This is a genomic window from Marinobacter alkalisoli (genome assembly GCF_045449855.1).
Taxonomy (GTDB): domain Bacteria; phylum Pseudomonadota; class Gammaproteobacteria; order Pseudomonadales; family Oleiphilaceae; genus Marinobacter.
In genome coordinates, this window is the sequence record NZ_JBJJLC010000031.1 from 163,533 (window position 1) to 186,059 (window position 22,527).

The 22,527-nt window shown below is 57.0% G+C and carries 19 protein-coding genes and 1 tRNA gene; 12 read left to right on the forward strand and 8 right to left on the reverse strand.

What is annotated here, in order from left to right; genetic code table 11:
* Window positions 1-11: 11 nt before the first annotated feature.
* Window positions 12-815 carry an HAD-IIB family hydrolase gene (locus ACJO5Y_RS13600; protein WP_406987905.1) on the reverse strand — a complete coding sequence of 268 codons (804 nt, stop codon included), beginning with the start codon at window positions 813-815 and terminating at the stop codon, window positions 12-14.
* A 12-nt stretch (window positions 816-827) separates the two neighbouring features.
* Window positions 828-1,034, reverse strand: coding sequence for a hypothetical protein (locus tag ACJO5Y_RS13605; RefSeq protein WP_406987907.1), 207 nt, complete (start codon window positions 1,032-1,034; stop codon window positions 828-830).
* 76 nt (window positions 1,035-1,110) lie between these two features.
* On the opposite strand from ACJO5Y_RS13605, the gene ACJO5Y_RS13610 reads away from it, so the two are divergent.
* Window positions 1,111-2,565, forward strand: a complete 1,455-nt coding sequence (locus ACJO5Y_RS13610) for a protein adenylyltransferase SelO (RefSeq protein ID WP_406987908.1) — start codon at window positions 1,111-1,113, stop codon at window positions 2,563-2,565.
* 33 nt (window positions 2,566-2,598) lie between these two features.
* Here ACJO5Y_RS13610 and ACJO5Y_RS13615 read toward each other — a convergent pair whose 3' ends face one another.
* Window positions 2,599-4,113 (reverse strand): fumarate hydratase, encoded by a 1,515-nt coding sequence (locus ACJO5Y_RS13615; protein ID WP_406987909.1) that lies wholly within the window; start codon window positions 4,111-4,113, stop codon window positions 2,599-2,601.
* 165 nt (window positions 4,114-4,278) lie between these two features.
* Between ACJO5Y_RS13615 and ACJO5Y_RS13620 the strand changes: the two genes are divergently transcribed.
* Window positions 4,279-5,052, forward strand: coding sequence for an enoyl-CoA hydratase (locus tag ACJO5Y_RS13620; protein WP_406987910.1), 774 nt, complete (start codon window positions 4,279-4,281; stop codon window positions 5,050-5,052).
* 287 nt (window positions 5,053-5,339) lie between these two features.
* Entirely contained in the window at window positions 5,340-8,030 is a 2,691-nt protein-coding gene (locus ACJO5Y_RS13625) for a hypothetical protein (protein ID WP_406987912.1), read from the forward strand.
* A gap of 113 nt (window positions 8,031-8,143) precedes the next feature.
* Here the strand turns inward: ACJO5Y_RS13625 and ACJO5Y_RS13630 are convergent, their stop codons facing one another.
* Both ACJO5Y_RS13630 and ACJO5Y_RS13635 read right to left on the reverse strand, forming a co-directional pair.
* Window positions 8,144-8,497, reverse strand: a complete 354-nt coding sequence (locus ACJO5Y_RS13630; RefSeq protein WP_406987913.1) for an EF-hand domain-containing protein — start codon at window positions 8,495-8,497, stop codon at window positions 8,144-8,146.
* Window positions 8,498-8,608: 111 nt separating this feature from the next.
* Entirely contained in the window at window positions 8,609-9,733 is a 1,125-nt protein-coding gene (locus tag ACJO5Y_RS13635) for a CaiB/BaiF CoA transferase family protein (protein WP_406987914.1), read from the reverse strand.
* A gap of 173 nt (window positions 9,734-9,906) precedes the next feature.
* Here ACJO5Y_RS13635 and ACJO5Y_RS13640 point away from each other — a divergent pair, with 173 nt between their 5' ends.
* Complete coding sequence (locus tag ACJO5Y_RS13640; protein ID WP_406987916.1) at window positions 9,907-10,926, forward strand: AraC family transcriptional regulator; 1,020 nt, start codon at window positions 9,907-9,909, stop codon at window positions 10,924-10,926.
* A gap of 9 nt (window positions 10,927-10,935) precedes the next feature.
* Here the strand turns inward: ACJO5Y_RS13640 and ACJO5Y_RS13645 are convergent, their stop codons facing one another.
* Window positions 10,936-11,793 (reverse strand): hypothetical protein, encoded by an 858-nt coding sequence (locus ACJO5Y_RS13645; protein WP_406987918.1) that lies wholly within the window; start codon window positions 11,791-11,793, stop codon window positions 10,936-10,938.
* Window positions 11,794-11,798: 5 nt separating this feature from the next.
* Window positions 11,799-13,031, reverse strand: a complete 1,233-nt coding sequence (locus tag ACJO5Y_RS13650; RefSeq protein WP_406988018.1) for a DNA recombination protein RmuC — start codon at window positions 13,029-13,031, stop codon at window positions 11,799-11,801.
* A 324-nt stretch (window positions 13,032-13,355) separates the two neighbouring features.
* Here ACJO5Y_RS13650 and ACJO5Y_RS13655 point away from each other — a divergent pair, with 324 nt between their 5' ends.
* From ACJO5Y_RS13655 to ACJO5Y_RS13670, 4 genes are all read left to right on the forward strand, one after another.
* Complete coding sequence (locus ACJO5Y_RS13655; protein WP_406987920.1) at window positions 13,356-13,727, forward strand: hypothetical protein; 372 nt, start codon at window positions 13,356-13,358, stop codon at window positions 13,725-13,727.
* Between the two features lie 256 nt (window positions 13,728-13,983).
* Window positions 13,984-14,685, forward strand: coding sequence for an ATP-dependent zinc protease family protein (locus tag ACJO5Y_RS13660; RefSeq protein WP_406987922.1), 702 nt, complete (start codon window positions 13,984-13,986; stop codon window positions 14,683-14,685).
* Window positions 14,682-16,199 carry an inactive transglutaminase family protein gene (locus ACJO5Y_RS13665; protein WP_406987923.1) on the forward strand — a complete coding sequence of 506 codons (1,518 nt, stop codon included), beginning with the start codon at window positions 14,682-14,684 and terminating at the stop codon, window positions 16,197-16,199. Before ACJO5Y_RS13660 ends, ACJO5Y_RS13665 begins: the two co-directional genes overlap by 4 nt.
* Window positions 16,199-17,149 (forward strand): alpha-L-glutamate ligase-like protein, encoded by a 951-nt coding sequence (locus ACJO5Y_RS13670; RefSeq protein WP_406987924.1) that lies wholly within the window; start codon window positions 16,199-16,201, stop codon window positions 17,147-17,149. Before ACJO5Y_RS13665 ends, ACJO5Y_RS13670 begins: the two co-directional genes overlap by 1 nt.
* Before the next feature lie 73 nt (window positions 17,150-17,222).
* Here ACJO5Y_RS13670 and ACJO5Y_RS13675 read toward each other — a convergent pair whose 3' ends face one another.
* A complete protein-coding gene (locus tag ACJO5Y_RS13675; protein ID WP_406987926.1) occupies window positions 17,223-18,812 on the reverse strand; it encodes a BCCT family transporter in 1,590 nt (529 codons plus the stop codon).
* A gap of 229 nt (window positions 18,813-19,041) precedes the next feature.
* Between ACJO5Y_RS13675 and ACJO5Y_RS13680 the strand changes: the two genes are divergently transcribed.
* The 4 genes from ACJO5Y_RS13680 (at window position 19,042) to ACJO5Y_RS13695 (ending at window position 22,519) form a co-directional block, all read left to right on the forward strand.
* Window positions 19,042-20,685, forward strand: a complete 1,644-nt coding sequence (locus ACJO5Y_RS13680) for an FMN-binding glutamate synthase family protein (protein ID WP_406987928.1) — start codon at window positions 19,042-19,044, stop codon at window positions 20,683-20,685.
* Window positions 20,686-20,797: 112 nt separating this feature from the next.
* Window positions 20,798-20,874: transfer RNA gene (locus ACJO5Y_RS13685), tRNA-Pro, on the forward strand.
* Between the two features lie 185 nt (window positions 20,875-21,059).
* Window positions 21,060-21,902 carry a cytochrome c oxidase assembly protein gene (locus ACJO5Y_RS13690; protein ID WP_406987930.1) on the forward strand — a complete coding sequence of 281 codons (843 nt, stop codon included), beginning with the start codon at window positions 21,060-21,062 and terminating at the stop codon, window positions 21,900-21,902.
* Window positions 21,899-22,519 (forward strand): SCO family protein, encoded by a 621-nt coding sequence (locus ACJO5Y_RS13695; protein WP_406987931.1) that lies wholly within the window; start codon window positions 21,899-21,901, stop codon window positions 22,517-22,519. The genes ACJO5Y_RS13690 and ACJO5Y_RS13695 overlap by 4 nt, the downstream gene beginning before the upstream one ends.
* Window positions 22,520-22,527 lie beyond the last annotated feature (8 nt).

A 22,527-nucleotide genomic window follows, 5' to 3' on the forward strand; every position in this document is an offset into this window, starting at 1 on the left:
GTTCCTCTTGCTCAGTAACCGTACTCAATAAGGATATTGAGTACGCATTCATTCCAGCCTTCAGGGCCGGGCTTGAGGGAGCGCATGGCGTGGCGATCCGAAGTCAGCTGCACCTGATCGGACAGGACGCCGCGGATAATGACCGGAAGATTGACCGACTCCAGCATCTTCTGATCGTTGGGGCTGTCCCCCAGCGCGACAGTCACCAGGGATTCCCGACCATAGTGCTCCCGATATTTACTCAGCAAGAAACGGACCCCATCCGCTTTATCGAAGTTTCCCATCACATGAAAGAAGCGTCCTCCCCGCACCAGGCGCAGGTTTTCCGCTGCCAGCTGTTCAGCAAAACACTCTCGTTCCTCGTCTGTGCCTTCCCATAGCAAAGGCTCTGTTCCCAGCCGTTCCCGGGCCAGCCCGGCGGAAGCCAGAGACAATCCGGTACAACGGGCCAGTTCCTCCGCCGACATGTCCGCGAAGCCCCGGAACCTGAAGCCCTGTGAGCGCAAATGCTGCAAGACGGCCAACACCCGATCCAGCGGTGCTCCAAAATTCACCACCTGCTCGGCCCCTGATCCAAAACAGTTCGCCGGAATCACCACCGCTGCACCATTTTCGACAATAAACGGGTGATCGTTGTTCAGTGCGCCCCGGATATCGCGAATTTCAGGGGCTGTCTTGCTGGAATTGAGAATCACCGGGATATTTGCCCGCCGCAGCCGCTCCAAAGCGGGCTCCGCGGCCTGCCAACGGTAGGTGTCGTGGTCCAGCAGGGTGCCGTCCAGATCGGTGAATACCAGCAGGCGGGGCTTGGTCATGGCGTATCTCCGTCAGGCTGTCCGGAATCGGGGCAAGCCCAGGCTGTGGTCATCGGTCATGATTCTGAGGGCATCAGGGCTTTCGCCCCTTTTTGGTGCATTACCCTGACGCCGGGCCAGCGGCACGATGGTCTGTTCCACTGTCCTCACGTAGGATGGTAGTAAGGATTCCTGATCCATCAGGGGCTGCAGTTTTTTCAGAAGTTGTTGATCAGCCACGGTCCGGTGTCCTGAGAAGATTGTGTTTACATCATGATTTAGCATGTTTTGTACCAGTTGAGAGCATAAGCGTCCTATGAGCAACAACCGTTATCGGGTGGAACATCGCTATCTGGAGCTGCCGGACAGCTTCTACACCCGGGTACAGCCCACACCGCTGAAAGACGCCCGCATGGTGTGCTTTAACCATACGCTGGCGAAACAAATGGGCTTTCACAGCAACCAGCCGGAGGATTGGACCGGCGTGGGCGCAGGCACCGAATTACTGGAAGGCATGGACCCGGTGGCCATGAAATACACCGGCCACCAGTTCGGCATGTACAACCCGGACCTGGGGGATGGTCGGGGTCTGCTGTTGTGGGAAACCATCGGTCCGGACGGACGGCGCTGGGACTGGCACCTGAAAGGCTCCGGCATGACCCCGTACTCCCGCTTTGGTGATGGTCGCGCGGTGCTACGCTCCACCATTCGCGAATACCTCTGCAGCGAGGCCATGCATGGCTTGGGCATTCCCACCACCCGGGCGCTGTTCATGGTCAGCGCCCGGGACCCGATCCGTCGTGAATCCATTGAGACCGCTGCCGCCCTGGTCCGCGTGGCCGAAACCCACATACGTTTCGGGCATTTCGAGTTCGCCGCGCACCACGAAGGCAAGGACACCCTGAAAACCCTGATGGACCATGTCATTGCCCTGCACTTTCCGCATTTGATCGGGCTGGCAGACAGCGAGCGCTATGCCAGGTGGTTTGAGGAAGTGGTCGAACGCACCGCGCGGCTGGTCGCCGACTGGCAGGCGGTTGGCTTCTGCCACGGCGTCATGAACAGCGACAACATGTCCATCATCGGCGACACCTTCGATTATGGTCCCTACGCGTTCCTGGATGATTTCGACGCCGGTTACATCTGCAATCACACCGACCAGGGCGGCCGTTATGCCTACAACCGCCAGCCGGAAATCGGCTTTGTAAACTGCCAGTACCTGGCCAATGCCCTGTTGCCCGTCATGGATGAAGGCGGTGTCCGCCGCGGCCTCAGGCGATATGAAGTCGCCTACAACGAACGCTTCCTGCAGAACATGCGGGACAAGCTCGGGCTGGCGCAGGAGGACAGGTCAGACCTGCCGCTGATCATGGACACCTTCAGCATGCTCCACGAATATCACGTGGACTACACCCGGTTTTTCCGTGGGCTGTCTAACCTGACGACCAAGGGCAGCGCACCCATCCGCGACCTGTTTGTGGATCGAAGCGTGGCGGATCAATGGCTTGAGCGCTATCAACAACGCCTGAAAATGGAAAGCCGCGCCCACGACGCCCGTGAATACGCCATGCGCAAGGTAAATCCCAAATACATCCTGCGAAACTACCTGGCCCAGCAGGTGATTCAGGAAGCGCAGAACGGCGACTATGAGCCGATGAAGGAATTGCTGAAGGTATTGGAAAAGCCGTTCGACGAACAGCCGGAATTCGAAGGGTATGCAGCGCTTCCCCCGGACTGGGGGAAGCACCTGAACATCAGTTGCTCGTCCTGATCCCGGCCGGGATCAGGAACAGGGAGTTGGTGTTCAGACAGCCTTGGCAGAGATGATCTTGTCGTGCCACTCTGCCGGACCAGTCTGGTGGACGGAGGAGCCTGTAGAATCCACTGCCACGGTGACGGGCATGTCTTCCACCTCAAACTCGTAGATGGCTTCCATACCCAGCTCCTCAAAGGCCACAACCTCAGCCTTCTTGATCGCTTTGGATACCAGGTAAGCGGAACCGCCCACGGCCATCAGGTACACAGCGCCGAACTCGCGAATGGCATCGATCGCCACCTGACCACGCTCGGCCTTGCCGATCATGCCGGTGAGACCGGTTTTCTCCAGCATGGTGCGGGTGAACTTGTCCATACGGGTGGCCGTGGTGGGGCCAGCCGGGCCAACCACTTCTTCGCGCACCGGGTCCACCGGGCCCACGTAATAGATGAAGCGACCTTTCAGATCCACCGGCAGCTCTTCGCCGCGCTCGATCATGTCCACCATCTTCTTGTGGGCGGCATCACGGCCGGTCAGCATCTTGCCGGACAGCAGTACTGTTTCACCCGGTTTCCAGTCTTTCACATCTTCCGGAGTGACCGTATCCAGGTTCACGCGGCGAACGCTGTCACCCACTTCCCAGGTGATTTCCGGCCAGTCTTCCAGGCTCGGCGGAGTTTGCAGTGAGGGGCCGGAGCCATCCAGCACAAAGTGCGCGTGGCGGGTGGCGGCACAGTTCGGAATGATCGCCACCGGCTTGTTGGCTGCGTGGGTGGGATAATCCTTCACCTTCACATCCAGAACTGTGGTCAGGCCGCCCAGGCCCTGGGCACCGATACCCAGTTCGTTAACCTTGTCGAACAGTTCCAGGCGCAGTTCCTCGGAGCGGTTAGAGGCACCACGGGCCTGCAGATCGTGAATATCGATCGGGTCCAGCAGGGATTCCTTGGCCAACTCCATCGCCTTCTCGGCGGTACCGCCAATACCAATGCCCAGCATGCCCGGCGGACACCAACCGGCGCCCATCTGCGGCACCATTTTCAGAACCCAGTCCACCACCGAGTCGGACGGGTTCAGCATGGCGAACTTGGATTTGGCTTCGGAACCACCGCCCTTGGCGGCGACGTGGACATCCACGGTATTGCCCGGAACCATCTTGTAGTGGATCACCGCCGGGGTATTGTCCTTGGTGTTGGCGCGCTTGCCGTCCGGATCGGCGAGTACGGAAGCCCGCAGCACGTTATCCGAGTGAGTGTAAGCGCGGCGAACGCCTTCATTAATAATGTCGTCCAGCGGCATGTCGGCATCCCACTGCACATCCATACCGATGGTGACGAACACCGTCACAATGCCCGTATCCTGACAAATCGGCCGCTTGCCCTGGGCACACATGCGGGAGTTGATCAGGATTTGCGCCATGGCATCCTTCGCCGCCTGGGACTCTTCTCTCTGATAGGCCTCATACACAGCCTGAATAAAATCTTTCGGGTGGTAGTAGGAAATGAACTGCAGCGCGTCCGCTACGCTCTCAATCAGGTCGTCCTGGCGAATTACGGTGGTCATAGGCGTCTCATCAGTTTTGGTTTATCGATGAAAAAATCGGAAGCGGGAGTTTACCAGAAAATGACCAGAGCGCGGCATCGGGCGGTTGATGAAAAACCGTGAAAAAAACTATGGAAAGAAGGTACCATCCTAACGAATAAATCAAGAACGACCGCAGGAGACACCGTGACTGACCTCGTCCTCACTGAAAAAAACAAACAGGTATTGGTGGTGCGCATCAATCGCCTGGACCGGAAAAACGCCCTCACCCACGCCATGTATACAGCCCTGGGTGATGCCCTTGAACAGGCTCACGCCGATGCGGACATCCGCTGCGTGCTGTTTACCGGCAGCGAAGACTGCTTTACCGCCGGTAACGACCTGAGCGATTTCGCCCAAGGCCTGCCCGGTTCCTTCGAGGAAACCCCGGTCGGTCGTTTCCTGTTCCTGCTGGCCACTGCCACCAAGCCCGTTGTAGCCGCTGTTAATGGCCCCGCAGTCGGCATCGGCACCACCATGCTGCTGCACTGCGACCTGGTATTCGCTGGTAACAACACTCGTTTCCAGATGCCCTTCGCCAACCTGGGCCTGTGCCCGGAAGGCGGCTCCAGCCTGCTGCTGCCTTCATGGATTGGCCGTGTCCGTGCGGCGGAATTGCTGATGCTGGGCGGCGCCTTCACTGCTGAAGACGCTGACCGCCTGGGTATCATCAACCGGGTATGCGATCCGGAAACCACCGAAGCCACCGCGCTGGAGACCTGCCACCAGCTGGCCGCCCAGGCGCCGGCAGCTATCCGCGCCACCAAGGAACTGCTGAACCGCCCCAATCTGGAACAACTAAAAGACACCATGCTGGCGGAAGGCAAGCTGTTCGGCGAACGCCTCAAATCCGGGGAAGCATCCGAAGCCTTCAAGGCCTTTATGGAGAAGCGGAAGCCGGACTTCTCAAAGTTCGATTAACCACCCTGAGCAAACTCGACAAACCCCTCCCCGCCAACTATTTTTCAAACAGGCCAAACTCCTTCCGTGCGGGGAGGCTCCAAAACGCCAGAATCACACTTTTGGCTGATCAACTGTTGCCATACTGTCGCTATAGTCAGAGTTACAGAAATTGGCACAGAGCGCTGGCTACAATTTCAAATAACCGTATTAGCAAAACAGGCCTCTGACACAGGGTTTACCGGAGCAGACCGGCCCCGTCACCGGCCGACAATAACGACACAACAACAGGAAAAGGTTCCACACCCATGTTCAAGAAAACACTAATAAGTCTTGCCGTGGCGTCTTCCCTTGGTCTGACAGGGTGCTTCGATAGTGCCGGCTCCGGGAAGAATGCGAATCCGGATTATAAGATCAATAATCCCGCCATTGATGGGAAAACCTGGCCAGTTTTCAATCCGCTGCTGAGCCAGCTTCCTATTCCTAATGATCTGATTTTTGATTCTGAACAGGGTGACGGCACCTTTGGCGTTGCAGACAGCTCTCCGCCCGTTACGACCGCACTGAATGAACTGAGCGGCGCATCTACCGTTGCTCCGGCGGTAATCCAGTTTAATGGACAGATTGATCCAGGCACCGTGGTTTACGGTGAAACCGTGTTCCTTCTTGAACTGGATTATGCCAGTGGCGACCCGGTACAAGGCCTGAGCATTGGCGAGCCACCCACCGTACTGGGTGCAGCTCCCGCTCGCGCAGATGTTGAAACACTGGACGGCACTTCTGCCATCCGCATCCTGCCGCTGCAACCGCTGAACCCGCGCAAGCGTTACGTGGCGGTCGTAACCAAGGACATTACCGACATCAACGGTGAAGCCATTATCGCTTCACCCAGCTACGGCAACCTGACCGATGAAGAGCAGCCGCTGGGTAACGCTGCCCTGGCTCCGGTTCGGACGCTGATTAATAGCTTGTGGGAGCCGATTGCAGGCGCTGCGCTTGGCATTACTGATGAAGACATTGCGATTAGTTACAGCTTTACTACGTCGAACGATGAGAAGGTGCTGCAGTATATTGCTGAGCCTGCGGCATGGTTCTCTGATCAGATAGAAACCTTTGTTAAGGTTTCAGCAGCTGAGGGCGCACTTGAAGGTGGCGCTTCCACATATGAAGAAGTGCAGCCTGTTGTGGATGGAGCGATTGCCAACTTCCCGAACATCCCGGCTTCCGATGGTGAGCTGATTGCCGATAAGCTGCCGACACTGTTTGGCTCAGGCGCTCCATGTGAACCCACAACCGGGGAAGACGCTGTGGTATGTGCTGGCGTCGCTCTGGCTACGAACTTCAGCCCTCTGTTGCCAGACCAGGCTGACCGCAGTTCCGCTGATATCACCGTTGATCCTGCATCTGTCGCCCCTGTACCGTTTGTATCCGCAGTAACGAGTGGCGTTCTCGATGCATTCGGCGCAGCAAGCACTGATGTGACGGCCGCACAGGGCACGGTGAGTCTTCCCTACTATATGGGCACCAGTGGCGCAGATCTCGTCACGAAATCCTGGGTGGCCGATGACGGACTGGCAACGCAACTCAATTCCGCTTTCGAGAGTATTGGACTGGCGATCCCTCAGGCGGATCCTTCCGTTTCCACAGCGGTAAACTATGTATTCCCCTTCCCCAAAGAACAGGCAACGGTTGAGGCGCCAATGCTAGCCCTCTACCCCACGTCTGGCAGCATTAACGGTGTCGTACTCTACCAGCACGGGATCACCACTGATCGAAGCGCTGCACTCACTTTCGGCACTGCCCTTGCCACTCAGGGATATGCGGTGATTGCCGTTGACCAGCCATTGCATGGCGTAGCGGGTTTCACAACCGAAGAGCAGGAGGCCTTGGCGGACCGGTTGCTGACAGGTGCCGGCCTGGAGGTTAACGACACAAACAGGGCTGCATTGATCAATGGGCAGCTTTCTCTGGGCCTCTTACAGCAATTGATTGATGGTGGCTGTCCCGTTACGACCGTTGAAGAGGTCCTGAACGGCGATTGTGGTGCCGAGGCTCAGGAAGGCATGGCTGGACTCGTTTCAATCGAAAACACCGTCGCCAACGCAGGCAGCACCGTTCCGGGACTCGCTCCGCAAATTGGCAACGAGCGTCACTTTGGTTTTTATGCTGAGCAGCCGGGCGTACCGGGAGCCATTGACTTCGAGAACGGTGTTGGAGATTCGGGAAGCCTGTTTATCAACCTGACCAGCTTCCTGACTTCTCGGGACAATAACCGCCAGAGCTCCGTGGACCAAATGAACCTGCGGGCCAGCTTGTCCGGCCTGAACCTGCCCACAATTACTGGTGCCACTGTGGCGATTGATGATTCAACACCGGTCTACTTTGTGGGCCACTCTCTGGGAACGATTACCGGCACGCCTTTCGTGGCGGCGGTTAATGCCAACCAGTCTGTTGCCCTCAACCCCGCGGCAGAGTCTAACGACATCAATGCCGCCAGTATGCTGACCCCAGGTGGTGGCGTTACTCGACTGCTGGAGAACTCTCCTACATTCGCACCACGCATTCTCCTTGGTCTCCAGCAAGCTGCTGGTCTGGCGCAGGGCGACGCGAACCTGGAAACATACTTCAATGTGTTCCAGGCAACCATTGATACCGCCGACCCAATCAACTTCGTTGATAATCTCGGGGATCTTGGTACACCCGTCCTGCTCTCTGAGGTGGAAGGTGATACCGTCATTCCCAACGCAGCTGACGAGGCAGTTTGGGGCATACCGGCGCTTGAGGGTACATTCACCACAGAAGTAAACGGCCAGGACGTTTCGGTGACTGTCGACAGCTTCAATGCTCCGTTAGCAGGTACCAAGCCCCTGACACTCGGCCTGCCCAATATTACAACCTACACTTCGGGCAACCATGGGACCCCCGTTTCAGCAGACGATGCAACCGTTTTCGGCGGCATGGTTACTGAAACCGTTGGGCTATTTATGGCTAACCCGTAAATTCGAATAAATAGACCAAAACCAGAAAGGCCCCGGTAAATTGCCGGGGCCTTTCTGTTTTATGCCTCCGGGAATGCCAACCCGGTAGCATTTCAACACAGCTCTCGAGGGAATTATTCCATCTGATCAAACTCATCCTGAGTTAACTGACCATCACTATCCCGATCCAGGTCCATCATCATGTCGCGGGTTTCCTGACCTGACATGGACTTCTCATCGGGGTTACCGGCTGCGGTGCTGCCGTACACGTTCAGCTCGTCCTCGGTGAGGACCCCGTCCTGGTTGGCATCAAGCTCATCAAAGGACATGGATTGCATACCGTGCCCTGTGGTTTCGCTTTTTTGCATTTGGTCACTGCTGCCCTCCATTGCATCTTTTTCGGTCTCGTCAGAACCGGCAGCGGAAACGGCCGGAATGCAGAGCGCCATGGACATCATGGTGGCAAGGCTCAGGGTTTTAACACTCATCAGACACCTCCTTGATCATTTTTTGATCTATGGTTGACTGCATTTTCAATTAAGGACCCAATTTCGATAAAACGCCAATGACGCTTTAGTAACCTGCGGGCAACGCTTAGTTCAGGAAAGAATAGAGTCGTTATCCGCTCCCAGCGCCCTGCCCACATGCTTCGCGGAACAGGGGGTCTGGCTGAACTTGATGGGGTAGCCAATCTGCCTCTGTTCACTGCCATCTTCCCGATCCACACCGATCACCATTTCCCTCTCCTTTAATTGGGGATGCTCTGCCGCCTCGGAGATGGTCAATACCGGTTCCACACACGCGTCCTGATCCGCAAAGATCTCCTGCCATTGCGCGAGTGTTTTCTCGGCAATTTTCTCTTTCAGGGCCGCTTTCATTTTTTGTTGGTGTTCCGGGTTCTGGCTGAGGGCAAAGCTCTTTATGTCGGGCAGGCCCAGGATGTCGCACAGCCGGGATGAAAACTGGGGCTCCAGGCTGCCGACGGACAGCCAGCGGCCATCGCGGGTCTGGTAGTAATCGTAGAAACTGCCGCCATTGAGAAGGCTGCTTTCCGGTGTTTGCTCCTGACCACCGGCCAGGCAGGCAGCGCCGGACATGGCGTTAAGAGCGAAGGCCGCGTCGGTCATGCTGATATCGACAAACTGTCCTTCCCCGGTCTGCTGCCGATGAACAACCGCCGCAAGAATCCCCATCACCGCGTGGTGGGAGCCGCCGGCCACATCAGCAATCTGGATGCCCATGGGCGGTGGGCCGCTGTCCGCACGGCCACAATGGCTGGATACACCGGCGAGAGACAGGTAATTGATGTCGTGGCCCGCGCGGTTTTTGTAGGGGCCAGTCTGGCCATAGCCGGTGATGGCGCAGTAGATCAGCTTCGGGTTAATGGCCTTGAGGGTGTCGTAGCCTATGCCCAGGCGGTCCATCACACCCGGACGGAATTGCTCGATGACGATGTCAAAGTCCTGCACCATTTCCTTGATAACGTCGGCACTGCCCTCTTTCTTGAGGTCGAGGCCGAGTGACCGCTTACCACGGTTCAGGTACGCGTGGGCCGTGCTGGTTCCGCCGTCGTGGGGCGGCATGACCCGGGTCAGCTCCATTCGGTCCGGCGCTTCCACACGCAGCACGTCCGCTCCCATGTCCGCCAGCAGCATGGTGGCGTAGGGTCCGGGCAGCAGGGTGCTGAAGTCGAGCACTTTCAGGGAAGTCAGTGGGCCTGGCATGTTGTTCTCCTTGTTGGTGGTTACTTCTATGCTGACGGTTTTTCCCGATGGGGCCAACTGCGGGTTCCGTCATTCCAATTGGCCATTTCTTCCAGCTTTTGAGGCGCCTGCAGGTTGCATTGTAGCCGGGGGGTTTTATGATGGGCTTCGTTTTCCAGGAAATAGCGAGTGGCATGTCAAACCTGACGGTTTCCCGGCACTTTGTTGAGGCATCCCTGATTGGCGCGGAGCGCGCCGGCTATGACACCCGCGATATGCTGCGGGAAGCCGGCATCTCGCCGGATTTGCTGAAAATTGAGATGGCCCGGGTCAACAGCGATCAGTTCAGCCGGCTGATGCAGGTCATCTGGAGCCGTATGGACGACGAGTTCATGGGTTTCGGGCCAAGGCAATGCCGTGCCGGCACGTTCGCCACCATGTGTGCCCTGGTGATTGACTGCCCCAACCTGGAGGCGGTCTACCGGCAGGCGTTCCAGTTCTCTCGCCTGTTCGAGCCCATGGTGTCCATGGAACTGGAAGTGGATGACCAGGTGGCCCGCCTGGTAACGGTGATTGAGGGGGATATCAATGATCCCCGGTATTTTATGCGGGAAAGCCTGCTGGTGATCTGGCACCGTCTGGGTAGCTGGCTGGTCGGCCAGCCGGTGGAGTTGCTGAAGGCTGAATTCAACTACCCTCGCCCCGATCACGGCGATGAATACCGCCACATTTTTCACTGCCCACTGGCATTTGAGACCGAACGCACCGCCCTCACCTTCGACAAGCGCTTTCTGTCAGCGCCGGTGATCCGCGACCGGCCGGAAATGCACCAGTTCCTCAAGACGTCCCCGGCGGATCTGCTGTCACGACCGGATGAAAGCAACACGTTCACCGGCAGGATCCGCGCCCTGATTGGCCGCGACTTCTCCAAACCCCTGCCGGATTTCGAGTGGATTGCCACCGAGCTGCACACCAGCCCGCAAACCCTGCGCCGACGACTGAAGCAGGAAAACACCTCGTTTCAGGAAATAAAGGATCTGCTGCGACGGGACATGGCGATTTACTATCTGGGCCGGCAGGATCTGCCGATCAATGACATTGCCACCAAGGTGGGGTTCACGGAACCATCCACCTTTCACCGCGCCTTCAAGAAGTGGACGGGGGTCACCCCCGGCGCCTATCGCGAGGGCGAACGAAGCAGCGCCGGGGATTAGCGGGGCTGATTAACCCGGGGCCTGGAGCGTCTTGATCAGGCGGCCCAGGGTACTGGCAATCTCTTCGGCGCGGTCACGGTTTGGCCCAAGCTTCAGCAACCTGGAGCCATCCCTGGGGTCGTACACCCAGCAGGTCCCTGCGGAAGGCTGACAGTCCCACTCAACCTGGGGGCTGATGCCATACACGTTGATGGACTGGGTGTTCCTGGTGATTCGCTCGTCGTCTTCCCTGCTGGATTCCTGAACTTCGATCTGGCTGTTGCCGGACGCGATCCGGTAGCTCACATCCGCAGGCACGTCGAGCCTGACCACCCGCTGATCGGCCCGCCATCCTGCCACTTCCAGCAGGCTGTTCAGGTGTATGGTCAGTGCTTCACGATCGGAATCCACCAGGTACAACTTGCGCAGGTTCGCCAGCTCCTGCTGACCGGCCGGCTCGATGATAGCGACCGGCTCTCTCTTACTGACCTGGTTCTGGTCTTTACTCGCACGCTCCTTGCGGGACTTCTCAATGGCGGTGATACGCTTAAGCGCATCCCGATAATGGTTGCCTTCGGATCCGGCACGGGAAACGTAAGCCTCCAGGGCCGATTGCGCTTCATTAAAGTGGGAGGATTCCTGCATGACGCGGCCGCGGAAATAGTAGTAGTCCACGGGCTTCTCACCCTCCAGGCCCTGGAGCCGGTTGAGGTATTCACCGGCCTCGCCCCAGTTCTCGGCGGCAACGGCTTCCTCGGTGGCCAGCATCAGGCGGCGGACTTCATGCTCCGGGGCCAGGGAGGTGGCCTGGGCGCCGATGCTTGCCAGCAACGAGGCCAGTACCAGACTACGAGCCAAGTTACGCCCCGTTTGGGATGTTTTTTCCATTACCTCTACTCCTGCTCACTGTCGGCAAATTCACCAGGATCCACTTCGGCCTGATCCATGATGGCCTTTGGTAGTTCTTTTTTAACACGAACCCCAAGCTCCACAAAGCGATTCGCCTGTGAAACCAGGTTTCCCCGCCCCCGGGTCAGGGTGTTCATGGCGGCATCGTAACTGCCCTGCGCCGTATGGAGCTGGGCGCCAAGCTTTTCCATCGACTCCACGAAAACCCGAAGCTTGTCGTACACCGCACCAGCCCGCTCGGCTATGCGCTCGGCGTTCTGGCTTTGCCGTTCATAGCGCCAGATGTTCTCGATGGTGCGAAGGGTGGCCAGTAAGGTGGTTGGTGTTACTACAATAATCTTTCGTTCGAAGGCTTCTGCGAAGAGGTTCTCGTCCTGCTGAAACGCCGCCACAAACGCCGGTTCAATGGGCATGAACAGCAGGACAAAATCCGGGGAGTGAAGACCGTTAAGCTGACTGTAGTCTTTCTCACTCAGGGTGCGGATATGCGTACGAACAGCCTCTACGTGCTGCCTGAGCGCCTCTGTTTTAACGCTTTCATCTTCTTCGTTGATCCACTGTTGGTAGGCGACCAGTGACACTTTGGAGTCCACCACCAGATTGCGGTTGTCCGGCAGGTGCACCACCACATCCGGGCGCAGCAGCTGGTTGTCACCATCCCGGTAACTGCCCTGGGTCTCGTATTCAATACCCTTGCGCAACCCTGAGCGCTCCAACACCCGCTCCAGTATCAGCTCGCCCCAGTTACCCTGAATCTTCTTGTCGCCTTTCAGAGCGCGGGTAAGACTAGCAGCCTCTTCGGTGATTTGTCGGTTAAGGTCCTGTAAGGATTTGATTTCGCTGCGCAATGCCTGCCGGTCCCGGGTTTCCGAGGTGTAGACATCCTCCACACGTTTGCGGAAGTCCTGAAGTTGGTCGCGGAATGGGTTAAGCAGGGTATCCAGACTGGTGCGGGTCTGCTGACTGAAGCGCTCGCTTTTCTGCTCGAAAATGCGGTTGGCCAGGTTTTCGAACTCCTGCTTCAAGGCATCCCGGTTGTGCTCCAGAAGCGCCAGTTTCTCCGAACTGGCACGCCGCTCGCTGGCAAGGTTTACCTCGTACTCACGCAACTGCACCCGGGCATTTGCCAATTCCTCCCCCAGCGATTCCGCCCGCCGCTGTTGTTCGGCTTTCTCTGCCTCAAGCTGACGAATCCTGACACGGTTGCTCCTGACCATCAGCGTAACCAGAAAACCAACCAGCACCACCAGAAACGCGACAACACTGAAAACCACTGGCTGATTCCGGATGATGTCTGTAACGGCTTCGGGCACATTTTCCTCCTGTTGACTGGAACCTTTTTCGTTCAGGCGCGTCCTGATGAATACCCTGAACGCGCAAATCGTGACTGCTTGGCAAAACGGGGGATGACGTTGCATCCACCTATGGACTCAAGTCGTAATATAAACTAAAAGAGTAAAGTGTTCTGTCGAACCGGCGGAATTACCGGTTTTTAACCGGTGGCCGGGATTCCGGAGCGATGAGAGGAGTGGGCATTAATCATGTTGAAAGAGCTCTGGAGAAAACTGGGATCGGAATTTTCCCAATCCGGCTATGCAGGTGGCCAGGGCTGTGGGGCAAACGATGCTCCGGGCGCCAGTTTCCGGCTCCTTCCCCATATCACGCATACCGGTGAGTTCCACCTGGAGCGGCTAACGGCCTTGCTGAAAAGCCGATACAACAAGTCCTTCAATCAGTTAGATGAAACCGCCGATGAGGGCATCCGGGACCTCATCCGCTTCGCGTCCCGCATCCAGGATCAGGATATCCAGCGGGAATTGCTGCTGTTTTATCTGAACTGCTCCCCGGTGATTCAGGAATACCTGCGCTCCGAAGATGTACTCGACCACCAGCACTTCCTCAACAAAACCTGAAAACCGCACAAACCGTAAAAATTTCCTACCCTTAACCAACTGTAAAGCAACCACACACATCGGTTGTTGTATACTCCCCCTGCGAGTATCTTACTGCGGATATTTGCGGGTCTTCACGGCGAACCCAGGCTGATAAACTATCGGTTCGCAGGTTCAGGGGTTATTGATGTTCTCAACGCGTTTTCGATGCGGGAAGCCGCTGGCTGGTCTCGCTATTCTGTTTGTATTGTCAGGCTGCTCCGCGGACCGTTATTTAATGGTGCCCAAGGAAAATCTGGACAAGCTCAACGGTTCTGTTCAGTCCCAGCGCGCTACGCTGGTTACCATGGAGGGGAATGCGGCGTCCCGCCACGAAAAACTGGTGGACCTCAATAACACCTCTACCAAAAGTATTCTGGAAGCCATTGAACAAAAAATCGAAAAGCCCGAGTGCCCGGTGGTCACCGCGCAGGCCTGCCCTCCTGTCATGGATCAACAAGCCAGGGGTCGCGCAGACCGCCTGAAAGGCAAGGTGATTGTTGGTGAGCTTGAAAAATTCTACCTCGCCGGTCCCGGCCTGGTTTACAACGCCCGCATCGACAGCGGCGCGGAAACGTCTTCCATTGACGCCCGCAACATCGCCAGATTCGAACGGGACGGTAACAACTGGGTTCGTTTTGATGTCCCGGTGCCAGACAGCGATCAATACGTCACCATAGAAAAGGAAGTTTCCCGCCGCGTGAAAATCATCCAGTCCAGCGCGGATGAAGCAGATCGCCGTGTGGTTGTCGAACTTCAGTTTGCCATCGGCGACCACCAGCAGGTGGCGGAATTTACCCTGACGGACCGCCAGCACCTGTCGCACAATGTGCTGATCGGACGAAACGTTCTCCGCGACGTGATGTTAATCGACGTCGGCAAGGAGTTCTCCACCAAACTGCCGGAATCCCTCACCAAAAAGAACGGGGATGATTCGTGAATACCCGCTCCCGAATTCCATTTTTCACGGCCATTGCTCTGCTGATACTGGCGGGGACCGCCCTTGCCATCTGGCGCCATGTTGAACTGGGCATTCCCTGGTTCACCGGTGAGCAACATCCAGTCTGGATGGTTGAAGCGAGAATTGACTTCGACGCCGCTAACCAGCCCGTGCTGGCCAGCCTCAATATTCCCGAGCAGTCCCCGGGGTTTCGGATACTTTCCGAACAGGCGGCATCTCCGGGGTATGGCTTTTCGGTAGTCGAGAAAGACGGAAGCCGCCGGGCCGAATGGAGTAAACGGGACGTCTCCGGCCCGCAAACGCTCTACTTCAAGACCCAGTTTATTCCCGACCCCAGCGCCAACCGGGACCGCCCCCGTCGTGCACCAAAGCCCATGGCCGTTTTCTGGGAAGAGCCGCAGGCTACCGCCGTACGGGAAATTCTTCAGCAGGCAGAGGAGCGCTCGAGCACCGCTGAGAGCATGACCCGCGAGCTGATCCGTCTGATGCAGCCTGATGCCCAGGCACAGAACACAACATTGCTGGTGTCCGGAACCAATTATCTGGATCTCCTGGTCCGGATGCTGAACCACGCCGGCATACCGGCCAGGACCGCCGATGGCCTCAAACTGGAAGACGCCCGCCGGCGCCAGGGACTGACGCCCTTCCTGCAAATCTATAACGGTGACGAATGGCTGACCTTTGACCCCCGCTCCGGTGACCAAGGGCTCCCGGAGGACACGCTGCTGTGGCGACAGGGCGCCGAATCCCTGCTGGATGTGATGGGTGGCGGCAACTCCACCGTCAGTTTTTCAATCCTGCGCCAGACAATTCCCGCCCTGCAGCTGGCAGCCATGCAATCCGAGGAGAATGGCTTTGGGTTCCTGAGCCTTTACCAGCTTCCGGTAGAAGAACAAAGCATGTTCCGTATGCTGCTCCTGCTACCGCTGGGCGCTCTCATGGTTGCCTTCATGCGCATTGTCATTGGCATCCGTACCTCGGGCACCTTCATGCCAGTGCTGATTGCCGTGGCGTTCGTCCAGACCAACCTGCTACCGGGGCTGATCGCGTTCACATCGGTGGTTTCCATCGGTCTGCTGATGCGCGGGTACCTGTCCAGCCTGAACCTGTTATTGGTTTCAAGGATTTCCGCCCTGATTATCCTGGTGATATTTATCACTGCCGGCCTGAGTATTGTGGGCTACCAGATGGGGTTCAACACTGGCATGACCGTAACCTTCTTCCCGATGGTAATCATCGCCTGGACCATTGAGCGTATGTCCATCCTGTGGGAAGAAGAAGGAGCCCACGAGGTATTCGTGCAAGGTGCGGGCAGTCTGTTTGTGGCTGTGTGCGCGTTCCTGGTGATGGACGCGCCTCTATCCCGGCACCTGACCTTCAACTTCCCGGAACTGCATTTCGTGGTGCTGGGTCTTATCCTGCTGATGGGTCAATACACCGGTTACAAATTGAGTGAACTTCGTCGCTTCACACCGATGAAGGCTTACGATTGATGGATTGGATATCGCCCCGCGCCCTGACCCGGATGGGCATGCTCAACATGAACCGGCGAAATGTCGATTACATTTCCCGGTACAACGATCGCACCTCCTATCCGCTGGTGGACAACAAGCTGAAAACCAAGCTGGTGGTGGCCGAGTACGGCGTAAAAACCCCCAAGCTGTTGCAGGTGGTTCGCCAACAACACGAGATTCCCCATTTCCGCGATATGGCGGACGAGCTCGCCGGCTTTGCCATAAAGCCGGCCAAAGGCTCCGGCGGCAAGGGCATCACGGTCATCACTGGCCGTGACGAGGAGGAATTCATCAAGGCATCCGGCGCCAGGGTGCCCACAGCTTATCTGGAACGCCACCTGTCCAATATCCTGGCCGGCCTGTACTCCCTGGCAGGAACACCCGATGTGGCGATTGTCGAAAACCTGGTGCAATCGGTGCCGGAACTGGCCAAATACTCCTTTCAGGGCGTTCCCGACATTCGCATTATCATCTTTCAGGGCTATCCGATCATGGCCATGCTCCGGCTGGCCACCACTGCCTCCGATGGCAAGGCCAACCTCCATCAGGGCGCGGTAGGCGTGGGCCTGGACATCGGCACGGGGAGAAGCCTGAACTCCGTACAGTTCAACCGCCCGATCACCCTCCATCCGGATACGGGCCTTGCCCTGGAGAACATCAATATTGACGACTGGGAAGAGATGCTGACCATGGCCTCACGGTGCTATGAAGCAACCGGACTCGGCTACATGGGGGTCGACCTGGTGGTGGATGTCAACGAGGGGCCGTTGTTGCTTGAGCTGAACGCACGCCCGGGGCTGGCCATTCAGATGGCTAATGGCAGAGGCCTGTTACCGCGCCTGCGCACGATTGAGAGCCTCAAGAGACATCATTTCACCCCGGAGGAGCGCGCCCGCTTCGTCATGGAGACTTTCGCCAGTCAGCGATAGCAGACCGGGCAGAAAATGAAGGCAAAAAAAACCGGAGCCCTTGGGCTCCGGTTTTTTATTCAACTGCGAATTATCACAGCTTCCCTTCCGCAACCAGCAGCTTCCGTTCGTGGGTCAGGCCTTTCAACAGCCCCCACGTCATAATGAGCAATATGGCCGTAAACGGCAGGCCTGCCGAAATGGCGCTTGCCTGGATTGCCCCAAGGGCGTCTTCACCACCACCAAAGATCAGCGCAGCGGCAATCGCACCTTCCATGATTACCCAGAATACGCGCTGGGCTGTCGGAGCATCAGTTTTGCCGCCAGCGGTAATACTGTCCACTACCAGCGAGCCGGAGTCCGAAGAGGTCACGAAGAACACCAGCACCAGCACGATCCCGATAAAGGAGATAATGCCGGTCAGCGGCAGGTTGGCAAACATCTGGAACATGGCCAGGGAGACATCGGTCAGCCCTTCTTCTGCCAGCACGCCAACGCCCTGCTGGATCTGCTCCAGAGCGGAGCCACCAAACGCACTCATCCAGACAACGGTGATCACGGTCGGGATGATCAGCACGGCGGTCACGAATTCACGAACCGTACGCCCTTTGGAAACACGGGCGATAAACATGCCGACGAACGGTGACCAGGAAATCCACCATGCCCAGTAGAAGACAGTCCAGCCATGGAACCAGGCTTCGTCTTCACGGCCAAACGGGTTACTCAACGGAATAATGTTTGTCACGTAGGTGGATGAAGTCACCCACAGAGTTTCAATGATGGTCATGGTGGGACCAGCAAAGATAATGAAGAACAGCAGGATGCCCGCCAGGGCCATGTTGAAGTTACTGAGAACCTTCACACCGCCATCAAGGCCACGTAGAACCGAAATCAGAGCAACTGCGGTAACGCCGGTGATAATGGCCATCTGGACATTGATACCGGACGAGATTCCGAACAGATACTCCAGACCTGAGGCCGCCTGCTGGGCCCCAAAACCCAGGGATGTTGCAAGACCAAAAATAGTGGCAAGAACAGCCAGCACATCGATAATGTGGCCGGGCCAGCCCCACACCTTGTCACGCAGCAGCGGGAAGAATGCCGAGCGGATAGTCAGTGGCATGCCCTTGTTGTAGGCAAAAAACGCCAGGGAAAGAGCGACAATCGCGTAGATGGCCCAAGGGTGAAGACCCCAGTGGTACATGGTGGCGCCCATCGCCATTTCATGCGCTGCGGGGGTGTTCGCTTCCACATTAAAGGGCGTTTCATACCACCCGGTGTAATAGGCCGTTGGCTCGGCCACCGCCCAGAACATCAGGCCAATCCCCATACCTGCCGCAAACAGCATGGCAAACCAGGATATGGTGGAGAATTCAGGTTTGGCATCCATACCGCCAATCCGGATTTTACCAACCGGCATGAAAATGAGCGCTATGCACACCACCACGAAAATGTTGGCACTGAGCAGGAAAAACCAGTCAAAGGTGCCGATGATGTTCCATTTCGCACCATCAAGAAGCTCTTTCGACTCGGCCGGAAACATCAGCGTTCCAACCACAAAAACCACCACCAATATCGCCGTAATCGGGAATACCGGTGCATGTAGGTCGAGGCCGAAAGGATTTATATTATCCTGGCCCGCGACGTAATCCGTCTGGTACTCGTCTTTTACAACGTCGCCCACGTGGAGCCTCCTGTTCAGAATGATTACCGAAAATTAAGGTTCACAGGTTACAAGCGCGTCAGTCTAGTGTTTTGAATTCGAAACATCAAAGACACAATTTAGAGTCGCCGCCTCACTGAGCATAGACCAATTTGTCAGGCATCGCCGTTGGGAGAGAAAATCGGTTAATGGTTTTATGCCGTAAGCACGTACACTTACCCGCAAATCGTCAACGCAGAATGAGGACACCATGGAGAAAACCGCCACCTTCCCCCTGAGATATACTGCTTTTGCCGTGAGCATTGCAGGCTTGCTGATCACCATGCCACTCAGCATGTTCCTGGAAGGATGGTACCTGCTCCCGGTTACGTTTGGCGCGCTTACCGTCGTCGGCACATGGGACATGATGCAGCGCCGGCGTACCGTGAGCCGCAACTACCCGATTCTCGCCAACTTCCGCTATTTCCTGGAATCCATTGGTCCGGAGATCCGCCAGTACTTCATCCAGTCCGACACCGAAGAACGGCCCTTCTCGCGGGAACAGCGAACCATCGTCTATCAACGGGCGAAGAACGTGCTCGACAAGCGTCCTTTCGGTTCCCAGTTGGGCATGTATGACCAGGGCTACGAGTGGATGAACCATTCCCTGAATCCGACACGTCTGGAAAACAGCGACTTCCGGATTCTTATTGGCAAACAATGCCAGAAGCCATACAGCGCCAGCGTATTCAACATTTCCGCCATGAGTTTTGGCTCCCTCTCCGCCAATGCCATCCTGAGCCTGAATACTGGCGCGAAGATGGGTAACTTCTACCAGGACACCGGGGAGGGGTCGATCTCCCGCTACCACCGCGAGCCCGGCGGCGACCTGGTGTGGGAAATCGGCTCCGGCTACTTCGGCTGCCGCCACCCGGACGGCACCTTCAACGAAGACATGTTTGTGAAAAATGCCACCCTGGACCAGGTGAAAATGATAGAGCTCAAACTATCTCAGGGGGCAAAACCGGGGCATGGAGGAATTCTCCCCGGCGCTAAAGTGACGCCGGAGATCGCGGAAGCCAGGGGCGTGGCCGTGGGTGAAGACGTCGTATCTCCGGCCAGGCACTCGGCATTCAATACCCCCATTGAAATGCTGGCATTCATCGAACGCCTGAGGGAGCTTTCCGGCGGCAAGCCCGTGGGCTTCAAGCTGGCCATCGGGCACCCCTGGGAATGGTTTGCGATCGTCAAGGCCATGCTGAAAACCGGCATGAAACCGGACTTCATCGTGGTGGATGGCGGCGAAGGCGGCACCGGCGCCGCACCCCTGGAGTTCATTAACCGCCTGGGCATGCCCATGAAGGAAGCGTTGCTGCTGGTACACAACACCCTGGTAGGCACCAACCTGCGGGAAGACATCGCCATCGGCGCCGCGGGCAAGATTACGTCGGCCTTCAATATCGCCCGTACCCTGGCCCTCGGCGCGGACTGGTGCAACGCGGCCCGGGGCTACATGTTTTCGCTGGGGTGCATCCAGGCTCTGAACTGTCATACCGGACACTGCCCCAGCGGGGTAGCCACACAGGATCCCCGCCGCGGCAACAAGCTGGATGTTGAAGATAAAAGCCGGCGTGTCTACAGCTATCACAAGAACACCCTGTGTGCCCTGCAGAACCTGCTTGAAGCCTCTGGCCTGAACCATCCATCCGAGCTTGGGCCAGAGCACATCATTCAACGAACCTCAAAGACTGAGGTGCAGTCCTATATGGACATGCTCCCCTTCCTCGCGCCTGGCGCATTACTGGAAGGGAAAACCGGCCTTAGCGTATTCGACAAATACTGGCCGGAAGCACAGCCGGATACCTTCGGACCACCGGAATTCATCGTTAAGCTACGAGAAACCAAGCTCCATTAAAATCCGGCTTAAACGCCAAAAGCCTGTTTATTTTTGGTTTGGGCTCGTGTAGACTTCGCTCCCGCTAAGCCACTGAGATTTCTCCCAAGTTTCTCTCTGGCCAATAGCATTTCGGGGCGTAGCGCAGCTTGGTAGCGCATCTGCATGGGGTGCAGAGGGTCGCAGGTTCAAATCCTGCCGTCCCGACCAATTCAAAGGCCGTCATTTCAATACGTTGATGACGGCCTTTTTCATTGCTGGCACAATTTCAGCACACTTTTCCTCATTGGTCGCCGGCTTTCAGGCTTCACCATCTTGTAATTCCTTTCATTTCCGGCAACACTCAGAATCCTTAACAAAAACACCCATGCGTTCTTCTTGTTGCTGGCGCTCTCATGTCCATGCTTGACTATGTAGTCCCCTACGACTTCTCTGCACTGACCGTACTGAGCTACCTGCTGGTACTGGCATTCTATGGTTATGGCATTCTCCGGATGCCGGAAAGTGACCGCCCGGGCAGCGGTCGCATCCTGACGTTCGTGCTGGGCGTAATGCTTTGCTACGGCGTTATGCAGACCCGTTTTGATTACTATTCCCAATACATGTTTTTCGTGCACCGGGGTCAGCACCTGATCCTCCACCACCTGGGCCCTTTCCTGATTGCACTGTCCAACCCGTTACCGGTGATGCGCTTCTGGTACGACCGGATAAGCCCCGGACTTAAAGGCGCCCTGAAACCCGTGGGTTTTGTGTACCGTTGCCTCCAACAGCCATTGGTTGCCTCCGTGTTGTTCGTGGGTCTGATCTATTTCTGGCTATGGCCACCCATCCACTTTGACGCGATGCTAAGCCGTAATCTCTACTGGATCATGAACTGGAGCATGCTGCTGGATGGCCTGCTCTTCTGGTGGCTGATCTTTGACCCTCGATCTCCGGCCCTCAGCTCCGCTCTGGGCTATGGCAAGCGCATGCTGATTCTCGCTCTGGTCGCGATACCTCAGATGATCCTCGGGGCCACCATCGTGTTTTCCCGGGGCATGGTGTACGACGTCTACGAAGTGTGTGGCCGGGCATGGCCCATGGAACCGGCAACCGACCAACTGATCGGAGGGCTGCTGACCTGGATACCGCCCGCGATGATGAGCATCCTGGGTATTCTGATTATCCTGCGACGGGCGATGCACGAAGATGGCAAATACCCGACCCGATCCACCACGATCAAGGTGACGACTTCATGAGCTTCCACTTTCCCGCAAACCTTCGGTCATGGCTCAACCTGCCCCTGCTTCTGGCCACAACTTTCGTGCTGGGCGGCTGCCTGGGAGAGGATGACTCATGGCACGGCAAGGATATTCAGGGCCTGATGCCAGGGTTGGCCTTTGAACTGACGGACACCTCGGGCGAAACCGTCAGCGCGGGAGAACTGGACGGGCAGATACGGTTGCTGTTTTTCGGCTTCACTTCCTGCCCGGATGTCTGCCCGACCACACTCCAGAAGCTCAGCCAGGCCATAAAAGCCATGCCGTCGGAACTGCAGTCACAGACGCTGGCCCTGTTTGTCAGTGTCGACCCCAAGAGAGACACCCCGGAGCGTCTGGCCAGTTACGTAGATTTTTTTGGAAAGCGGATCGTGGGCCTGACCGGTGACGAGCCAGAGTTGCGTGAGCTTGCCAAGCGCTATCGCACCACCTTCGGCTACGACGAGCCCGACGCTGACGGTAACTACGCCGTCTCTCACAGCAGCGCTGTGTATGTATTTGACCGGGACGGCGAAGCCCGCCTGCTGATCAGGCCAGACCTGAGCGCTGACCAGATTCGCCAGGACCTTATTGCACTGGCCAGGGAAAACTCCTGACGCTCTGT